The 16,797-nt window shown below is 60.6% G+C and carries 18 protein-coding genes; 10 read left to right on the top strand and 8 right to left on the bottom strand.

Annotated elements, in window-relative coordinates; translation table 11 throughout:
• The first annotated feature begins 68 nt into the window (after positions 1 to 68).
• Positions 69 to 1,043, top strand: coding sequence for an HTH-type transcriptional regulator CysB (cysB, locus tag H045_RS04905; protein ID WP_003233376.1), 975 nt, complete (start codon positions 69 to 71; stop codon positions 1,041 to 1,043).
• A 5-nt stretch (positions 1,044 to 1,048) separates the two neighbouring features.
• Here the strand turns inward: cysB and H045_RS04910 are convergent, their stop codons facing one another.
• Positions 1,049 to 1,531, bottom strand: a complete 483-nt coding sequence (locus tag H045_RS04910; RefSeq protein ID WP_003233374.1) for a GreA/GreB family elongation factor — start codon at positions 1,529 to 1,531, stop codon at positions 1,049 to 1,051.
• Between the two features lie 5 nt (positions 1,532 to 1,536).
• Complete coding sequence (locus H045_RS04915; RefSeq protein WP_003233372.1) at positions 1,537 to 1,905, bottom strand: hypothetical protein; 369 nt, start codon at positions 1,903 to 1,905, stop codon at positions 1,537 to 1,539.
• Between the two features lie 132 nt (positions 1,906 to 2,037).
• Here H045_RS04915 and earP point away from each other — a divergent pair, with 132 nt between their 5' ends.
• The 3 genes from earP (at position 2,038) to H045_RS04930 (ending at position 4,709) form a co-directional block, all read left to right on the top strand.
• Positions 2,038 to 3,171, top strand: coding sequence for an elongation factor P maturation arginine rhamnosyltransferase EarP (gene earP, locus H045_RS04920; RefSeq protein WP_015371607.1), 1,134 nt, complete (start codon positions 2,038 to 2,040; stop codon positions 3,169 to 3,171).
• 49 nt (positions 3,172 to 3,220) lie between these two features.
• Positions 3,221 to 3,793, top strand: coding sequence for an elongation factor P (locus H045_RS04925; protein WP_003233368.1), 573 nt, complete (start codon positions 3,221 to 3,223; stop codon positions 3,791 to 3,793).
• A gap of 166 nt (positions 3,794 to 3,959) precedes the next feature.
• Complete coding sequence (locus H045_RS04930; protein ID WP_015371608.1) at positions 3,960 to 4,709, top strand: sulfite exporter TauE/SafE family protein; 750 nt, start codon at positions 3,960 to 3,962, stop codon at positions 4,707 to 4,709.
• On the opposite strand, the gene H045_RS04935 is transcribed toward H045_RS04930, so the two are convergent.
• On the bottom strand, positions 4,699 to 5,580 hold the full coding sequence (locus H045_RS04935) for a LysR family transcriptional regulator (RefSeq protein WP_032870343.1): 882 nt from the start codon (positions 5,578 to 5,580) through the stop codon (positions 4,699 to 4,701). The two genes, H045_RS04930 and H045_RS04935, sit on opposite strands and share 11 nt — an antisense overlap.
• A 70-nt stretch (positions 5,581 to 5,650) precedes the next feature.
• Here H045_RS04935 and H045_RS04940 point away from each other — a divergent pair, with 70 nt between their 5' ends.
• The gene (locus H045_RS04940) at positions 5,651 to 5,857 is read left to right on the top strand and encodes a DUF1127 domain-containing protein (RefSeq protein WP_015371609.1); all 207 of its coding nucleotides are present in this window, start codon (positions 5,651 to 5,653) and stop codon (positions 5,855 to 5,857) included.
• A 205-nt stretch (positions 5,858 to 6,062) separates the two neighbouring features.
• Here the strand turns inward: H045_RS04940 and H045_RS04945 are convergent, their stop codons facing one another.
• Positions 6,063 to 7,409 carry a class II 3-deoxy-7-phosphoheptulonate synthase gene (locus tag H045_RS04945; RefSeq protein WP_015371610.1) on the bottom strand — a complete coding sequence of 449 codons (1,347 nt, stop codon included), beginning with the start codon at positions 7,407 to 7,409 and terminating at the stop codon, positions 6,063 to 6,065.
• Positions 7,410 to 7,534: 125 nt separating this feature from the next.
• Between H045_RS04945 and H045_RS04950 the strand changes: the two genes are divergently transcribed.
• Positions 7,535 to 8,290, top strand: a complete 756-nt coding sequence (locus H045_RS04950; protein WP_015371611.1) for a spermidine synthase — start codon at positions 7,535 to 7,537, stop codon at positions 8,288 to 8,290.
• A gap of 106 nt (positions 8,291 to 8,396) precedes the next feature.
• On the opposite strand, the gene H045_RS04955 is transcribed toward H045_RS04950, so the two are convergent.
• Positions 8,397 to 9,188, bottom strand: a complete 792-nt coding sequence (locus H045_RS04955; RefSeq protein ID WP_015371612.1) for a crotonase/enoyl-CoA hydratase family protein — start codon at positions 9,186 to 9,188, stop codon at positions 8,397 to 8,399.
• A gap of 422 nt (positions 9,189 to 9,610) precedes the next feature.
• Here H045_RS04955 and H045_RS04960 point away from each other — a divergent pair, with 422 nt between their 5' ends.
• Entirely contained in the window at positions 9,611 to 11,284 is a 1,674-nt protein-coding gene (locus H045_RS04960) for a DEAD/DEAH box helicase (protein ID WP_003233351.1), read from the top strand.
• Between the two features lie 167 nt (positions 11,285 to 11,451).
• Here H045_RS04960 and H045_RS04965 read toward each other — a convergent pair whose 3' ends face one another.
• Positions 11,452 to 12,219, bottom strand: coding sequence for a DODA-type extradiol aromatic ring-opening family dioxygenase (locus H045_RS04965; RefSeq protein WP_015371613.1), 768 nt, complete (start codon positions 12,217 to 12,219; stop codon positions 11,452 to 11,454).
• A 103-nt stretch (positions 12,220 to 12,322) separates the two neighbouring features.
• Between H045_RS04965 and H045_RS04970 the strand changes: the two genes are divergently transcribed.
• A complete protein-coding gene (locus H045_RS04970) occupies positions 12,323 to 12,979 on the top strand; it encodes a thiopurine S-methyltransferase (RefSeq protein ID WP_003233347.1) in 657 nt (218 codons plus the stop codon).
• 185 nt (positions 12,980 to 13,164) lie between these two features.
• On the opposite strand, the gene htpX is transcribed toward H045_RS04970, so the two are convergent.
• Together htpX and H045_RS04980 are read right to left on the bottom strand one after the other, a co-directional pair.
• Complete coding sequence (gene htpX / locus H045_RS04975; protein ID WP_015371614.1) at positions 13,165 to 14,052, bottom strand: protease HtpX; 888 nt, start codon at positions 14,050 to 14,052, stop codon at positions 13,165 to 13,167.
• A 304-nt stretch (positions 14,053 to 14,356) separates the two neighbouring features.
• Positions 14,357 to 15,568 (bottom strand): pyridoxal phosphate-dependent aminotransferase, encoded by a 1,212-nt coding sequence (locus tag H045_RS04980; RefSeq protein WP_003233343.1) that lies wholly within the window; start codon positions 15,566 to 15,568, stop codon positions 14,357 to 14,359.
• A 202-nt stretch (positions 15,569 to 15,770) separates the two neighbouring features.
• Here H045_RS04980 and msrB point away from each other — a divergent pair, with 202 nt between their 5' ends.
• Both msrB and H045_RS04990 read left to right on the top strand, forming a co-directional pair.
• The gene (gene msrB, locus H045_RS04985) at positions 15,771 to 16,163 is read left to right on the top strand and encodes a peptide-methionine (R)-S-oxide reductase MsrB (protein ID WP_003233342.1); all 393 of its coding nucleotides are present in this window, start codon (positions 15,771 to 15,773) and stop codon (positions 16,161 to 16,163) included.
• Positions 16,164 to 16,284: 121 nt separating this feature from the next.
• Positions 16,285 to 16,770 (top strand): glutathione peroxidase, encoded by a 486-nt coding sequence (locus H045_RS04990; RefSeq protein ID WP_015371615.1) that lies wholly within the window; start codon positions 16,285 to 16,287, stop codon positions 16,768 to 16,770.
• The last annotated feature ends 27 nt before the right edge of the window (positions 16,771 to 16,797 follow it).

Here is a 16,797-nt window from a genome sequence, read left to right on the forward strand (position 1 = left end):
TCTGACCTTTAATATAGTTATATAACGTCGCTGATACCCGTGGCGTCTATCTGCTTTGAGGGACACATATGAAGCTCCAACAACTGCGCTACATCTGGGAAGTGGCGCACCACGACCTCAACGTTTCCGCTACCGCTCAAAGTCTTTACACCTCGCAACCGGGTATCAGCAAGCAGATCCGCCTGCTCGAAGACGAGCTGGGCGTGGAAGTGTTCGCACGCAGCGGCAAGCACCTGACCCGCGTCACTCCCGCCGGCGAGCGCATCATCACCACCGCCGGCGAGATCCTGCGCAAAGTCGAAAGCATCAAGCAGATCGCTCAGGAGTTCTCCAACGAGAAGAAGGGCACGCTGTCCATCGCCACGACCCATACTCAGGCACGCTATGCCTTGCCGCCGGTGATCCGCGACTTTATCAAGCAGTACCCGGACGTCTCGCTGCACATGCACCAGGGCTCGCCGATGCAGATCGCCGAGATGGCCGCTGACGGCACCGTTGATTTCGCGATTGCCACCGAAGCGCTGGAACTGTTCGGCGACCTGGTGATGATGCCGTGCTACCGCTGGAACCGTTGCGTCGTGGTGCCCCAGGGCCATCCATTGGCCAAGCTGCCGAAGTTGACCCTCGAAGCCCTGGCCGAATACCCGATCGTGACCTACGTGTTCGGTTTCACCGGCCGCTCCAAGCTCGACGAGGCCTTCAGCCATCGCGGCCTCACGCCAAAGGTGGTCTTCACCGCCGCCGATGCCGACGTGATCAAGACATACGTGCGCCTTGGCCTGGGCGTGGGGATCGTGGCAAAAATGGCGGTCGACACTCAGCTCGACAAAGACCTGGTGGTGCTTGATGCCAGCGAGTTGTTCGAGTCCAGCGTGACCAAAATCGGCTTTCGCCGTGGCACCTTCCTGCGCGGTTTCATGTGCGACTTTATCGAGAAGTTTGCGCCGCATCTCACCCGTGAAGTCATGGCCAAGGCCATTCAGTGCCACAACAAACAGGAACTGGAAGCGCTGTTCGACGGCGTTGAACTGCCGGTCCATTAAAGCGTTTATCTGGCCTCGGTAACTGTGAAGTGTTGCCGGGCGCCTGCTACCAGAATCTCCACCTCATCCCCTTCGAACTTGCCCAGCAGGCTTTTGCCCAGGGGTGAGCGCGGGGTGATGACGGTCACCGGTTGCCCGACCACATCCACTTTCAAGCCCGCCGCATCCGGTGCGAGAAACAGCCATTGCTGGCGCCCGTTCTCGTCTTCCAGGCCCAGCAGCGCGCCGACCTCCACCCCCCGCTGATCATCGTAGGGCCGCAATGGCAGGTTCTGGCACAGCGCCAGCGATTGTTTGATTTCCTCGACCCGCCGGGCTTGTCCGGCCGCCAGATAGGACGCCTCCAGACCCAGGGTGTCGTACTTGTTCTCGGCGATATTTTCTTCGTGGGTCGCGGTTTCGTAGGCGGTCTGCGCGGCGCGCTGGGCGATATCCAGGTCGACGGCGAGTTTGTCCAGAATCAGCTGGAGCACGGCGTGTTTATTCATGGTGATCAGTCGCAGAGTTGCAGCACATTGGCGCGGGTCTTTTCAGTGGGCGCATTCTGGTCCTGTTGCAGCCAGAACTGGCATTTGGGGTTGGACAGGTTGCGCGGGTTGCTGCGCGCCTGTTCCAGGGTCTGTTGTTGTTCCTGTCTCTGCAGATTCTGCTGGTACTGCTCGAACATGCGGTTGGGCGGCTCCGGCGCAGCGGCCGCCGGTTTGCCCAACTGTTGGACCGCCTGGGCCACAGGCGCGAGGCTCTGCGGAAACAGGTAGCGGGACGCCAGCCAGGTAGTCAGCACAATGGCGATGAACCCCAGCCACACGCCCAGGGCAATGGCGATACAGAGCTTGAGCAGCGACAACGGACGATCAGTCATGGTGGCCTCCCGGCGGGCATTGACGGCGTAGTGGCGATTGTCGCACAGCCACTGTGCAGAATAATCGCGATCAAGCCTTCTGCATCCGGGCATTTATGCGGACAATCGAGCCTTTGAGCCCTGGAGCCCGGAATGAAAGCCCGCTGGGATATTTTTTGCAGTGTTGTCGACAACTACGGCGACATCGGCGTGACCTGGCGCCTGGCCCGACAGTTGGTGGCCGAACATGGGTGTGATGTGCGCCTGTGGGTCGACGACTTGCGCGCCTTCGAGCGCATGTGCCCCGAGGTTGACGTGCAACTGAGCCAGCAATGGCAAGCGGGCGTGGACGTGCGCCATTGGCCGGCCGACTGGCCGGAAACGTCGGCAGCGGATGTGGTGATTGCCGCGTTCGCCTGTCAATTGCCGCCGGACTATATGGAGGCCATGGCCGCCTGCGCACGCACGCCGTTGTGGATGAATCTGGATTACCTGAGCGCCGAAGACTGGGTGGTGGGGTGTCATCGGCTGCCTTCGGTGAAGTTCAAAGGCGTGCAGAAGTACTTCTTTTTCCCCGGCTTTCGTCCGGGCACTGGTGGCCTTTTGCGTGAGGCCGGGTTGCTGGTCCAGCGTCAGGCGTTTCAGCAGGATGCCGCTGCCCGGGAAAGCTTCCTGCAGGATATGGGCGTATTTGCCGCCGCTGATGCACGATTGATCTCGCTGTTCGCCTATGAAAACGCCGGGCTGGCCGGTTGGCTCGACGTGTTGTCGACGGACGGGCGTGCCACCCATCTGTTGGTGCCGCAAGGGCGCATCCTTGGCGATGTGCAGCGCTGGCTCGGCGTGGAGGGCCTGGCAGTGGGTGCTGTGCATCAACGCGGCGCGCTGACCGTGCAAGTGTTGCCGTTCGTGCCCCAGGCGCACTACGACCGGCTGCTGTGGTGCTGCGACTTCAATGCGGTGCGCGGCGAGGACTCGTTCGTGCGTGCGCAATGGGCCGGGCGCCCGTTGTTGTGGCACATCTACCGTCAGGATGATGACATTCACCTCGACAAGCTCGATGCCTTCCTTGCGCTGTACACCGCCGCGTTGTCACCGGCCGCCAGGGCTGCATTGATTACATTGTGGCAAGTCTGGAACACCGAGGGTGATATGGCCCAGGCATGGAAAAAACTGTTGGAACACTGGCCTGAAGTCAGCCGGCATGCCGAATCCTGGTGTCTGGAACAAGGCTTGCAGGCCGATCTTGCGACGGCGCTGGTACAGTTTTATGAAAGTTGGATATGATACGCCACCTTGAATTTTGTAAATCCCATCCAAATTTCGGATATATGCAATGAAAACTGGTAAAGAACTGAAACCCGGTACAGTGATCCGTCTCGAAAACGACCCTTGGCTGGTTCAGAAAGCTGAGTTCACCAAGTCTGGTCGTAACAGCGCCATCATGAAGACCAAGCTGAAGAACCTGCTGACCGGTTACAAGACCGAGATCGTCTACAGCGCCGATGACAAACTGGACGACGTGATCCTCGACCGCAAGGAAGCGACCCTGTCGTTCATCAGCGGCGACACCTACACGTTCATGGACACCACCGACTACACCATGTACGAGCTGAACGCTGAAGACATCGAAGCCGTTCTGCCGTTCGTGGAAGAAGGCATGGACGACGTCTGCGAAGCCATCTTCTTCGAAGAGCGCCTGGTTTCCGTAGAGCTGCCGACCACCATCGTGCGTAAAGTCGCTTACACCGAAGGTTCCGCTCGCGGCGACACTTCCGGCAAGGTGATGAAGCCCGCCAAGCTGGCCAACGGTACCGAGCTGCAAGTAGCTGACTTCATCGAAATCGACGACCTGATCGAGATCGACACCCGTGAAGGTGGTTCGTACAAAGGCCGCGCCAAGAAGTAATTCCGGCCCCGCCGCTGTAACAAGCCCGACCTTGCGTCGGGCTTTTTTGTGGGCGCCTGGCAGGCGACAAAGCCCTGCGCCGTGGTTTATCTCAAGCGAACCTGCTTTGCCACCCAAGGGTGCACTGCGTAGCATGCACGGCTTGGGATCTGTGGAGTGACATGCGGTGTGGGATTTGCTGATGTATCTGCTACTGGGCGCGGCCCTGGGCACGGTGGGCGGTGTGTTTGGCATTGGTGGCGGGCTGATAGCCATCCCTGTGCTCGGTGTTTTGTTCGGGCTCGATCAACAGATTGCTCAAGGCACCGCGCTGGTGATGGTGGTGCCTAATGTGATGCTTGCCCTGTGGCGCTACCACCAGCGCAACCGCATCGAATTGCGCCACGCGCTGCCGCTCGGGGTGATGGGGTTCAGTTTTGCCTGGCTCGGGTCGATCTGGGCGGTGGGCCTGGATGCCGCTGCGATGCGTATCGGTTTTATCGTGTTTCTGGTGGTGCTGGCGGCCTACAACGGAGTGCGCATGTTCACGCGTAACGCGCCGCCGACGGCGCAGATACGCTATGCCTGGCCTTGGTTGGGCGTACTGGGCGCAGCGTCCGGCGCCATGGGGGGGTTGTTTGGCGTCGGTGGCGCGGTGGTTGCCACGCCGGTCCTGACCAGTGTGTTCGGCACCACCCAGGTGGTCGCGCAAGGTCTGTCGCTGGCTTTGGCATTGCCCAGCACCGGCGTGACCCTGGTGACCTACGCCTGGCACCACGAGGTGGACTGGGCAATCGGCGTGCCCCTGGCCGTCGGCGGCCTGCTGAGCATCAGCTGGGGCGTGAAAGTCGCCCATGCGCTGCCCGAGCGCGTGCTGCGCGGGTTGTTCTGCGGCTTTCTGGTGGTGTGCGCGGTGATGCTGACCTTTAAAGTCTGAAGCCTTCGAGGATGTAATCCGCCAGGCATTCGGTAATGGGCGAGGCCATCGATGGGTTACGCAGCAGCCTCAGGTTCATCGACGGCAGTGGCGGAAAACCGTCCTCGCTGCCGAGTATGCGCAGGTCGTCGGTCATCAGGCTTTCCATGCTGACCATCACCGCCAGGCCCGCGCTGACCACGGCCTGGATCGCCGCCACATTGGAACTGTGATAGGCCAGCCGGTAATCAAGCCCGACGCTGTCCAGTGCGGCCTGGCTCCAGTGAGTGCCGAAGCACTCGACGCCGGACACCGCCAGGGGCAAGGTGTCGTGCTCGTCCACGCAAAAACATGTGGCGGCGGCCCACACCATTCGCTCGGTGCGCAGCAGTTCACCGACGTCGTCACCGGGCTGGCGGCTGATCACCGTCAAGGCCAGGTCACGGCGTTGCATCAACACCGTGGATGCTTCGCAGTGCATCTCGATCTGGATCAGCGGATAAGCCTTGGAAAACCGCGTGAGAATCCCCGGTAGAAAGCGCATCACGTAGTCATCCGGCGTGCCGATGCGCACCAGCCCGACCATATGCGGCTCGCGCAGCGTATTGAACACTTCACTGTGCAGTTTCAGGATGCGCCGCGCGTAGCCCAGCAGCACCTGGCCCTCGGGCGTCAGGCGCACCTGGCGTCCGTCACGCTCGAACAGCTTGCGTTGCAGCACGTCCTCTTCCAGACGTTTCATCTGCATGCTCACCGCCGATTGGGTGCGATTCACCCGTTCGGCGGCGCGGGTAAAGCCGCCTTGGTCGGCGATGGCGACGAAGGTGCGCAGCACGTCAGTGTCGATGCTCGGGTAGCCGGACAATTGATCAATCTCCGAGATGTATTTCATAAGAAACATTCGTTGGATTGATCATAAGGCCAGGCACACACTTTCGTCATCCCCAAGGGAGGGCGAGAAGATGAAAGGGCAGAAAGGGTTTGTGTTGGTCGCCAAGCGGCCTTTGGCCGGGCTGTTTCACGGCATTGCGCGTTGGCACGCTGTGTATCGTGAGCGCCGGTTATTGGAGACCCTGAACGACGATGCGCTCAAGGACATTGGGCTCAGCCGCGCCGACGTGGAGCAGGAAAGCCAACGGCACTTTTGGGATGATCCGTTGCGAAAGTAACTCGGGTTTTGGCTAGAGGGCGTGATTGTGCTTGATTGTGGCGAGCGGGCTTGCCCCGCGTTGGGGTGCGCAGCGCCCCCAATCCAGCAAAGCGCGGTGTACCTGTTACGGCTCAGCGCCTGGTTTTGGGGCTGCTGCGCAGCCCAACGCAGGACAAGCCTGCTCGCCACAGACAGTCCGTCAGCATGCATTTCCAGCCACGGCCTTAACGCTTGACCTGCTTCAAGGTCTCGGCAATCAGGAACGCCAGTTCAAGCGACTGATCGGCATTCATCCGTGGATCGCAGTGGGTGTGATAGCGGTCCGATAAACCGTCTTCGGTAATCGGTCGCGCGCCGCCGATGCATTCGGTGACGTTCTGCCCGGTCATCTCGATATGAATCCCGCCGGCATAGCTGCCTTCGGCCTGGTGCACCTGGAAGAACTCCTTAACTTCGCCCAGGATCTGCGCGAAGTCGCGGGTCTTGTAGCCGCTGCTGGCCTTGATGGTATTGCCATGCATGGGGTCCGAACTCCACAGCACCTGCTTGCCTTCACGCTGCACGGCGCGGATCAGGTGGGGCAGGTGATCGCCGACCTTGCCTGCGCCCATGCGCGCGATCAGGTTGAGACGGCCGGGATCGTTATCCGGGTTGAGAATGTCGATCAGGCGGATCAGGTCGTCGGGGTTCATGCTTGGGCCGACCTTGACGCCAATCGGATTGTTCACCCCGCGCAGGAACTCGACGTGGGCACCATCGAGCTGCCGGGTGCGGTCGCCGATCCACAGCATGTGGGCCGAGCAGTCGTAGTAGTCGTTGGTCAGGCTGTCGCGACGCACAAAGGCTTGCTCGTAGTTGAGCAGCAGCGCCTCGTGGGCGGTGAAGAAACTGGTCTCGCGCAGTTGCGGCGAGCTGTCCATGCCACAGGCGCGCATGAAGGCCAGGGTTTCGTCGATGCGGTCTGCCAGTTGGCTGTATTTTTCAGCCAGGGCAGAGTTGGCGATGAAATCCAGGTTCCACTTGTGCACCTGGTGCAGGTCGGCGAAACCGCCCTGGGCAAACGCGCGCAGCAAGTTGAGCGTGGCGGTGGACTGGTGATAGGACTGCAGCAGGCGGTCCGGGTCGGGCGCGCGGCTTTTTTCGTCGAAGCCGATGCCATTGACGATATCGCCGCGGTAGGCGGGCAGGGTGATACCGTCGATGGTTTCATCGTTGGACGAGCGCGGCTTGGCGAACTGGCCGGCCATGCGCCCGACTTTCACCACCGGGCAGCCGGCGGCGAAGGTCATCACGATCGCCATCTGCAACAGCACCTTGAACGTGTCGCGGATTTTGGCGGCGGAGAACTCGGCAAAGCTTTCGGCGCAGTCGCCGCCTTGCAGCAGGAACGCGCGGCCCTCGGTGACTTCGGCAAACTGACGGCGCAACTCGCGGGCTTCCCCGGCAAACACCAGCGGGGGGTAGCTGGCCAGGTTCTGCTCCACTTGCAGCAAATGTGCGGCGTCAGGGTACCGGGGTTGCTGCTGGATAGGCAGGGCGCGCCAGCTGTCGGGGCTCCAGGGTTGGCTCATCGTGAACTCGATTGGTTGGTTGACGGTCGGGCGCCAATGTTATCAGCAATTAGTGCGTGACCTGTTGCCGCCGGTTGGCCGACAATCGCGCCTTTGCTGTGCAGTAAAAGCCTTTAGGAGTAGTGATGACCGAGGAGCGTGTCGAGCGCCTGCTGGCCGAGGTCCATGATGACTTCGGCATGATCCGTGTGCTGGAAGTGGCCGATTACCGCTTTCTCGAATTTGGCGATGCCATTGAGCAAAGCTGCGTGTTCACCGCCGACCCGAGCTGGCTGGAGTACGACTACACCCGCGCGATGCTGATTGGCGCGTTGTGCCATGAACAGCCGGACAGCGCGCTGTTCCTCGGTCTGGGCGCAGGCACCCTGACCCAGGCGTGTCTCAAGTTCCTGCCGCTGGAAGACGTCGAAGCCATTGAGCTGCGGCCAGATGTGCCGCGTCTGGCTATCGAATACCTGGGGCTGGATGATGATCCGCGCTTGTACATCCGTATCGGCGATGCCTTGCAGTTGCTCGACAGCGCTGAGCCGGCTGACCTGATCTTCGTCGACCTCTATACGGATGTCGGCCCCGGCGTCGGGCACCTGGCTTGGACATTTCTGGAAAACTGCCAGAAAAAACTCAACCCGGGCGGTTGGCTGGTGATCAACCAATGGGCCACCGACGATGGCAAACCCTTGGGCGCGGCGCTGTTGCGCGGGCTGTATCACCGGCATTACTGGGAGTTGCCGGTGAAGGAGGGCAATGTGATTTTGCTGGTGCCTTCGGAGCTGGATCAGGAACTGGACATGGACGCGCTCTCGGCTCGAGCCGAAGCGCTGGCGCCACGATTGGGGTATTCGTTGCAGGCGTTGATCAAGGTCATTCGGCCGGCGACTTAGGTGGCTGTCAGGGCCTCATCGGGGGCAAGCCCCTCCCACCTTTGATCTGTGAACATATTCCAGTGTGGGAGGTGGCTTGCCGCTGATGAGGCCCTCACTGTCGCCATCAAATCCCCTTGAAAACCCCCGGCCGCTTCTCGATCATCGCCCGCACGCCTTCCTTGGCATCCTCACTGTTAAGCAATTGATCCACTACAGCAGGCAGTGCGGCGGCCGCCACGGTTTCGCCTTCCATGCGCGCCAGGCGTGCCGAGGTCAATGTGGCCTGAACACCGAGCGGCGCCTGGCGGGCAATGCGGCTGGCCAGTTCGATGGCGCGCGGCAACAGGTCTTCGCTGGCCATGACCTCCTGCACCAGCCCCCGGCGCAGGGCTTCATGGGCGTCGAACTCGTCGCCGGTGAGTAGCCAGCGCATGGCGTTGCCCCAGCCGGCGAGCTGGTGAAAGCGCAACGTCGCGCCACCGAAGGGAAGGATCCCGCGCTGCACTTCCATTTGCGCAAAGCGGGTATTGCTGGCGCAGAGGTTGATGTCCGCCGCCAGCATCAGCTCGATGCCGATGGTCAGGCAATACCCCTGGGCCGCGATGATCACAGGCTTGGTGACACGTGGCCCGGCAAACACGCCCCAGGGATCGCAGCCTCCCGGCGGCGGTTGCCAGCCGCCGGCCATCACGCCGCTGACATTGGCCAGGTCCAGCCCGGCGGTAAAATGGTCGCCATGGGCGAATACCACAGCCACTCGCGCGTCTTCGTTTCGATCAAATTCGCCATACGCCAGGCTCAGGTCATTGAGCAAATCGAGGTCGAAGGCGTTGCGCTTGGCCACCCGGTCCAGGCCCAACAGCAGGACATGGCCCCGGAGTTCACGGCTGACGCGGCTACTGCTGGCTTGATTCATCGGTGTGCCCTCGGGCGCGAAGTTAAGGTTTCGGACCGAAGGTCCGATCCAATGGGTGAATCGTTTAAGCGTTATGCCCAGCAGGGCCGGGCGTTTGCAAAACAGACCTTGCTGCGGGTCTGTGCAGAACCTGTGACGCAGCGCGGTATATCAATGCGTTGCATGAAAAAAAGCTCCCTTTTTCAGGTATTTCCGGTATAGTGCGCGCCGGCCTTTAACCGGGCCGCGTTCAGGTAGCGCAATTCCCCGAAGCCAGCTTCGGCTGCACGTCCGCCCAGCGGACTCTTCCTTGACGAATCTTTTTCATTCATTCGTTTTCGCAAATCCCCGCCGACAAAGCAGCCAGGGCGACTCTTGAGTCTCAACACGGCATGCGCAGCTTTGGAGCATGGGTCTTTGCGGATGCACTTAGAGGCAGACCCATGACCCAGGAAACCGGCGGCTTCGCCGCTTTTAATCTTAACCCGAACATTCTTGCTGCCGTCATCGCGACCGGCTACGAAGAACCTTCGGCTATTCAGCAGCAATCGATCCCGATCATCATGGCCGGCCAGGACATGATTGGCCAGGCGCAAACCGGTACCGGTAAAACCGCCGCGTTCGCCCTGCCTATCCTGCACTGCATCGATCCTGCCAAGCGCGAACCGCAAGCCCTGATCCTGGCGCCAACCCGTGAGTTGGCGCTGCAAGTAGCAACCGCTTTCGAAACCTACGCCAAGCAAATGCCAGGCGTTACCGTTGTGGCCGTTTACGGCGGCGCGCCCATGGGCCCACAGCTGAAAGCCATTCGTAACGGCGCACAGATCGTTGTCGCCACCCCAGGCCGTCTGTGCGACCACCTGCGTCGCGACGAGAAAGTCCTGTCCACCGTGAATCATCTGGTGCTGGACGAAGCTGACGAAATGTTGAAGCTGGGCTTCATGGATGACCTGGAAGTCATCTTCAAGGCACTGCCACCAACCCGTCAGACCGTACTGTTCTCGGCTACCCTGCCGCAGTCTATCCGTGCCATTGCCGAACGCCACCTGCGCGATCCGCAACACGTGAAAATCCAGACCAAGACCCAGACCGTTACCGCGATCGAACAGGCTCACCTGTTGGTTCACGCTGACCAGAAGACCTCGGCTGTATTGAGCCTGCTGGAAGTCGAAGACTTCGACGCGCTGATCATGTTCGTGCGCACCAAGCAAGCAACCCTGGACCTGGCCAGTGCCCTGGAAGCCAAAGGCTACAAAGCCGCTGCGCTGAACGGTGACATTGCCCAGAACCAGCGTGAGCGCGTGATCGACTCCCTCAAGGATGGCCGTCTGGACATCGTTGTGGCGACCGACGTTGCCGCCCGTGGCCTCGACGTTCCACGTATCACCCACGTGTTCAACGTTGACATGCCTTACGATCCAGAGTCCTACGTTCACCGTATCGGCCGTACCGGCCGTGCCGGTCGCGAAGGTCGTGCACTGCTGCTGGTGACGCCGCGTGAGCGCCGCATGCTGCAAGTGATCGAGCGTGTAACCGGTCAGAAAGTTGCCGAAGTCCGCCTGCCGGATGCCCAGGCTGTTCTCGATGCGCGCATCAAGAAACTGACCAACAGCCTGGCGCCGCTGGTGGCTGACGCTGAATCGACCCATGGCGATCTGCTCGATCGCTTGACCGCCGATATCGGTTGCACCCCACGCGCCCTCGCTGCTGCCCTGCTGCGCAAGGCTACCAATGGTCAGGCCCTGACCTTGGCAGCCATCGAGAAAGAACGCCCACTGGTGCCGAACAACGCCCCGCGCGGTGATCGTCCAGAGCGTACTGGCGACCGTCCGGACCGTGGTGATCGTGAGCGTCGCGCTCCGGTTCCATTGGCCGAAGGCCGTGCTCGTTGCCGCACCGCGCTGGGCGCGCGTGACGGTATCGCTGCCAAGAACCTGCTGGGCGCTATCCTCAACGAGGGTGGCCTGGCACGTGAAGCCATCGGTCGCATCCAGGTGCGTGACAGCTTCTCCCTGGTGGAACTGCCGGAAGACGGTCTGGAAAAACTGCTGACCAAGTTGAAAGACACACGCGTTGCCGGTAAGCAGCTGAAGCTGCGTCGCTACCGCGAAGATTGATCCGCCCTCGGGCTGATTGATCGCACATAAAAAATCCCCGACTGGTTCGGGGATTTTTTTTGCCTGATCTTTTTCGGATAAGTCCCCAATCGAGCGTGGGCGAGGGCTCGCTCCGATAGCGGTGCAACCGTCACCACCTGAATTGCTGAGTGGGAGCAAGCTCCGTGTCAGCCGAAGCGGTAGATGTCCATTCCAAGCGCGCCCAAGGTGAAGCCCTGATGCTCGATGCTGAAACGGCCACCCGCGCCGCGCGCGAAATACAGCGGCAGCAAATGTTCATCACTGGGATGGCTGCGCTGCGCATTTGGCGCCAGGCGTCGATAGTCGTGCAGGGTTGCCTCATCATCGGCGGCGAGGGTGTTCACCATCCAGTCACGAAACTCCCTGGCCCAGGGCTCGATGCTGTTCGGCCCAGCGCGCCAATCCAGTTCACCCAGGTTATGGGTGATGCTGCCGGAACCGATCAACAGCACACCTTGCTCGCGCAGATCAGCCAGCGCACGTCCGACCCGGGTTTGCAGGGCGGGGCCTATGCGGCTGGGCAGTGAGATTTGCACCACCGGGATATCCGCCGTCGGGTACATCAACGAAAGGGGCACCCAAGTGCCGTGGTCGAATGGGCGGCGCTCGTCGATCTGTGCCTCCAGGCCGTCTGCTCGAAGCAACTGGACAATGGCGTTCGCCAACTGCGGATCGCCTGGCGCGGGGTACTGCACCGCGAACAATTCGCGGGGGAAGCCGCCGAAGTCGTGCCAGGTTTGCGGTGCGGGGCTGCCGCTGACCAGCAGCTCGGCGCTTTCCCAATGCGCCGAGACCACCACGATCGCCTTGGGCTTGGGCAGTGCTGCTGCCAGTCGCTGCAGGGCAGGGCCGCTGGCGCCCGGTTGCATGGCGAGCATGGGCGAACCGTGGGAGATAAACAGGCTGGGCAACATGCGTAGGGTCCTGAGGGTTAAGATGCTGCCATCTTTAGTCAGATCATTGATCTAAATCCAATATAAGTTTTAGCGCCTTTTGATCGAATTTCCCGGGGGATGTATGCAGCCTGAATTTTGGCAAGCGCGTTGGGCGCGCAATCAGATCGGCTTTCACCTGCCTGAGGTCAACCCGTACCTGCAACGCCACTGGCCTACACTGGGCGTGGCCGAGGCTGCAAAAATACTGGTGCCGTTGTGCGGCAAAAGCCTGGATTTGATCTGGCTGGCCGCGCAGGGGTATCGCGTGATGGGCGTGGAGCTGTCGCAGCTGGCGGCAGAGGCGTTCTTCAGTGAGCAGGGCCTCACGCCACAGGTGGTTGAGAAGGGCGTCTTCAAGGTTTATCAGTCGGGGCTGATCGAGGTGTGGTGCGGTGATTTCTTCGCCCTGGATGCGCAGGCGGTGGGCGATTGCAGTGGTCTGTATGACCGTGCGGCGCTGATCGCGTTGCCGCCGTTGATGCGCGCGCGGTATGCCGAGCATCTCACTGCGTTGCTGGGGGTTGGCACAAGAGGACTGCTGGTCGCCCTCGACTACGACCAAGTGCAAAAGGCCGGCCCGCCGTTTGCGGTGAATGACGACGAAGTGCGAATGTTGTTGCGTGAGCGCTGGAGCATGGAAGTGCTGCAAGAGCAGGACATCCTGGGCGAGAGCTGGAAGTTTGTGCAGGACGGCGTCACGCGACTTGAAGAGCGCGCCTATCGGCTGGAGCGGCGCTGAGGTCTGCGCCGTTCATGGCAACGCTATCGCGGGCAAGTCGAATCGTCGCACCGCCGCTCCCACATTGACCGAGTCGTTTACTGTCTTTTTGATATCTCTGTGGGAGCGGGGCTTGCCCGCGATGACGCTTCAAGTACCCACAAAAAAGGAGCGATCAAGTCGCCCCTTTCAATGTCACTAGGCTGTCAGCCGCGACGGCGCAGTGCGTCTATTCGTTCTTCCAGCGGTGGATGGCTCATGAACAAGCGCGCCATGCCTTGTTTGATGCCGCCGTTGATGCCAAAGGCGGTCAGGCTATCGGGCATGTGCACAGGCAGGCCTTGTTCGGAGCGCAGGTGCTGCAAGGCTGCAATCATCGCCGCTGTACCCGCCAGACGCGCACCGGCTTCGTCTGCGCGGAATTCGCGTTTGCGCGAGAACCACATGGTGATCGCGCTGGCCAGGAAGCCCAGCACCAGTTCCGCAAAGATAGTTGCCACGAAGTAGGCAATGCCGCGACCCTCTTCGTTCTTGAAGATCACCTTGTCGACAAAGTTGCCGATGATCCGCGCGAAGAACATCACGAAGGTGTTCACCACGCCCTGCACCAGCGCCAGGGTGACCATGTCGCCATTGGCCACATGGCCGATCTCGTGGGCCAGGACCGCTTTCACTTCATCGTAGGAAAAGCGTTCCAGCATCCCCTGGCTGACCGCAACGAGCGCGTCGTTCTTGTTCCAGCCGGTGGCGAAGGCGTTCGCTTCATAGGCCGGGAAAATCCCGACTTCGGGCATCTTGATGCCGGCCTCGCGGGACAATTGCTCGACGGTCTGCAGCAACCATTGCTCATGCCGGGTACGAGGCTGGGTGATGACCTGGGTGCTGGTGCTCATTTTCGCCATCCATTTGGAGATGAACAGCGAAAACAGCGAGCCGGCAAAACCAAAGACCGCACAGAAAACCAGCAGCTGATTGAGGTTCAGGTCAACCCCGTTGGCCGCCATGAACCCGTTGAAGCCAAACAGGCTCAGGGTGATGCTGGCAATCAGCACGACCGCCAGGTTAGTGGCCAAGAACAGCAGAATGCGCATCATGGTTGTAGAGTTCTCCTCATGCTTAATATGTCGCTTACTGCGGGGTATATAAGGTGCAGCCTGGGGTGATTCAACCGGGCGACTATTTCAAACTGTGTCCTACAGACTTTATGTAAACCCTTGAAGGGATTTTCCCACCTGAGAAACCTGTCCTGACCTCTCTCCCATGGCCTTGCCGCCTCGCAATTACGGGGCCTGACGGCTACAGGCAGGCCAGGCGTCGAGTACGCAGCAGGGCAGGGCAGAGAAGTGTTGCCAGATAATCACGGTACGGCCAAAAGCTGGCAGTACCGTGTCATTTTCATTACTGGCGATAAGACTTGAGGAAATTGCCGATACGACCAATGGCCATTTCCAAGTCATCCACACGCGGCAGGGTCACCACGCGGAAGTGATCCGGCCACGGCCAGTTGAACGCAGTGCCCTGTACCACCAGCAGCTTTTCCGACAGCAGCAGGTCGAGCACGAACTTTTCGTCATTGAGGATCGGGCACACCTTCGGGTCAATGCGCGGGAAGGCATACAGCGCGCCCATGGGTTTGACGCAGCTCACGCCGGGAATGTCGTTGAGCAGCTCCCAGGTGCGGTTGCGCTGCTCCAGCAGGCGTCCCTGGGGCAATACCAGGTCGTTGATGCTCTGGTAGCCGCCGAGGGCGGTCTGGATCGCGTGCTGGCTCGGCACATTGGCACACAGGCGCATGTTGGCCAGCATGTCGATGCCTTCGATGTAGCTTTGAGCATTGTGCTTGGGCCCGGAAATCGCGATCCAGCCGGAGCGGAACCCCGCCACCCGATAAGACTTGGACAGGCCGTTGAACGTCAGGCACAACAGGTCCGGCGCCAGGGAGCCGGTGCAGATGTGCACGGCGTCGTCGTAGAGGATCTTGTCGTAGATCTCGTCGGAGAACACCACCAGGTTGTGCTGGCGCGCCAGTTCGAGCATGCCCAGCAGGACTTCCCTCGAGTACACCGCGCCGGTGGGGTTGTTCGGGTTGATGATCACCAGCGCTTTGGTATTGGGCGTGATCTTGGCCTTGATGTCGGCCAGGTCCGGGAACCAGTCGGCGCCCTCATCGCACAGGTAATGCACCGGATGGCCACCGGCGAGGGTCACGGCGGCGGTCCACAGCGGATAGTCCGGCGCAGGCACCAGCACTTCGTCACCGTTGTTGAGCAGGGCCTGCATGGACATCACGATCAGCTCGGACACCCCGTTGCCCAGGTAAATGTCCTCGATACCGACACCGTCGACCTGCTTCTGCTGGTAGTACTGCATCACCGCCTTGCGCGCGCTGAACAGGCCTTTGGAGTCACTGTAGCCCTGGGCGGTGGGCAGGTTGCGGATCACATCCTGGAGGATTTCCTCCGGCGCTTCGAAACCAAAGGGCGCCGGGTTGCCGATGTTCAGCTTGAGGATGCGATGGCCTTCCTCTTCCAGGCGCTTGGCGTGCTTGAGCACCGGGCCGCGAATGTCGTAGCAGACGTTGGCGAGCTTGTTCGATTTGCTGACCTGCATGGCGATGTGATCCTGAAAATGAACGATCCAGACGGTGAAGACACTACCGTACTGTGAATCCTGCGCGGTCCGCACCTGTAAATACGTTTGAATGGCGGTGGCGCGGGTGCCAGACTGGCGTTTTGAAGAGGCGCAATCATACGTGCCGCCTGATCCGTGGAAAAGACACAGATCAGGGTTTTTCAGTGACCGAGGTGTACCCATGGATAAGTTGCAGAAAACCGTTGATGAATGGAAAGCGATGCTTGATCCGGAGCAGTACAACGTATGCCGTCTCAAAGGCACGGAGCGCCCGTTCAGCGGCAAGTACAACGACACCAGAACCGACGGCGTCTATCACTGCATCTGCTGCAATGAACCGCTGTTCGACTCCACCACCAAATTCGATTCCGGTTGCGGCTGGCCCAGCTTTTACGCGCCGATTGCCGACAGCGCGATGATCGAGATTCGCGACGTCAGCCACGGCATGATCCGCACCGAAGTGACCTGTGCCAAATGCGATGCGCACCTGGGTCATGTGTTCCCTGATGGCCCGCCGCCGACCGGCCTGCGTTACTGCATCAACTCGGTTTGCCTGGACCTCGTCCCGCGCTGAGATCCAATGGGGGCGAGCCCCTCCCACGCCCTGATTGCGCGCCATCAGCGCCATCTATGCAAATTGCACAGGATTGAAGGGCCGACTATCTTCAAGCCCTTTCACTGATCGAGACGCTGCCATGGCCGACACGCTGCTGAGCATCCCCTGCACCACCATCAAGGGTGAGCAGAAGACCCTGGCCGATTTCGCCGGCAAGGCCATTCTGGTGGTCAACACCGCCAGCAAATGCGGCTTCACCCCGCAGTACAAGGGCCTGGAGCAACTCTGGCAGGAGTACAAGGACCAGGGCCTGGTGGTGCTGGGGTTCCCGTGCAATCAGTTCGGTAAACAGGAACCGGGCGATGAGGGCGCGATTTCAGAGTTCTGCGAGCTGAACTTCGGCGTCAGCTTCCCGTTGTTCAAGAAAGTCGATGTCAACGGCAGCGATGCTCACCCCTTGTTTGTGCAGTTGAAAAAACAGGCGCCCGGCCTGTTGGGTTCCAAGGGCATCAAGTGGAACTTCACCAAGTTCCTGATCGGCCGCGACGGCCGGCAGGTCAAGCGGTTTGGCCCGACCACCAAGCCGCAGGACCTGACCCGGGAGATCGAAGCTCTGCTCAAATGAGCGATGCGACTACCGTGTTGTTTTGCG

The sequence above is a fragment of the Pseudomonas poae RE*1-1-14 genome (genome assembly GCF_000336465.1).
GTDB classification, from domain to species: Bacteria; Pseudomonadota; Gammaproteobacteria; order Pseudomonadales; family Pseudomonadaceae; genus Aquipseudomonas; species Aquipseudomonas poae.

What these genes read in the sequence shown, in the direction of transcription:
- cysB (WP_003233376.1), top strand. Translation starts at nt 69, where the DNA reads ATGAAGCTCCAACAACTGCGCTACATCTGGGAAGTGGCGCACCACGAC.
- H045_RS04910 (WP_003233374.1), bottom strand. Translation starts at nt 1,531, where the DNA reads ATGAATAAACACGCCGTGCTCCAGCTGATTCTGGACAAACTCGCCGTC.
- H045_RS04915 (WP_003233372.1), bottom strand. Translation starts at nt 1,905, where the DNA reads ATGACTGATCGTCCGTTGTCGCTGCTCAAGCTCTGTATCGCCATTGCC.
- earP (WP_015371607.1), top strand. Translation starts at nt 2,038, where the DNA reads ATGAAAGCCCGCTGGGATATTTTTTGCAGTGTTGTCGACAACTACGGC.
- H045_RS04925 (WP_003233368.1), top strand. Translation starts at nt 3,221, where the DNA reads ATGAAAACTGGTAAAGAACTGAAACCCGGTACAGTGATCCGTCTCGAA.
- H045_RS04935 (WP_032870343.1), bottom strand. Translation starts at nt 5,580, where the DNA reads ATGAAATACATCTCGGAGATTGATCAATTGTCCGGCTACCCGAGCATC.
- H045_RS04940 (WP_015371609.1), top strand. Translation starts at nt 5,651, where the DNA reads ATGAAAGGGCAGAAAGGGTTTGTGTTGGTCGCCAAGCGGCCTTTGGCC.
- H045_RS04945 (WP_015371610.1), bottom strand. Translation starts at nt 7,409, where the DNA reads ATGAGCCAACCCTGGAGCCCCGACAGCTGGCGCGCCCTGCCTATCCAG.
- H045_RS04950 (WP_015371611.1), top strand. Translation starts at nt 7,535, where the DNA reads ATGACCGAGGAGCGTGTCGAGCGCCTGCTGGCCGAGGTCCATGATGAC.
- H045_RS04955 (WP_015371612.1), bottom strand. Translation starts at nt 9,188, where the DNA reads ATGAATCAAGCCAGCAGTAGCCGCGTCAGCCGTGAACTCCGGGGCCAT.
- H045_RS04960 (WP_003233351.1), top strand. Translation starts at nt 9,611, where the DNA reads ATGACCCAGGAAACCGGCGGCTTCGCCGCTTTTAATCTTAACCCGAAC.
- H045_RS04965 (WP_015371613.1), bottom strand. Translation starts at nt 12,219, where the DNA reads ATGTTGCCCAGCCTGTTTATCTCCCACGGTTCGCCCATGCTCGCCATG.
- H045_RS04970 (WP_003233347.1), top strand. Translation starts at nt 12,323, where the DNA reads ATGCAGCCTGAATTTTGGCAAGCGCGTTGGGCGCGCAATCAGATCGGC.
- htpX (WP_015371614.1), bottom strand. Translation starts at nt 14,052, where the DNA reads ATGATGCGCATTCTGCTGTTCTTGGCCACTAACCTGGCGGTCGTGCTG.
- H045_RS04980 (WP_003233343.1), bottom strand. Translation starts at nt 15,568, where the DNA reads ATGCAGGTCAGCAAATCGAACAAGCTCGCCAACGTCTGCTACGACATT.
- msrB (WP_003233342.1), top strand. Translation starts at nt 15,771, where the DNA reads ATGGATAAGTTGCAGAAAACCGTTGATGAATGGAAAGCGATGCTTGAT.
- H045_RS04990 (WP_015371615.1), top strand. Translation starts at nt 16,285, where the DNA reads ATGGCCGACACGCTGCTGAGCATCCCCTGCACCACCATCAAGGGTGAG.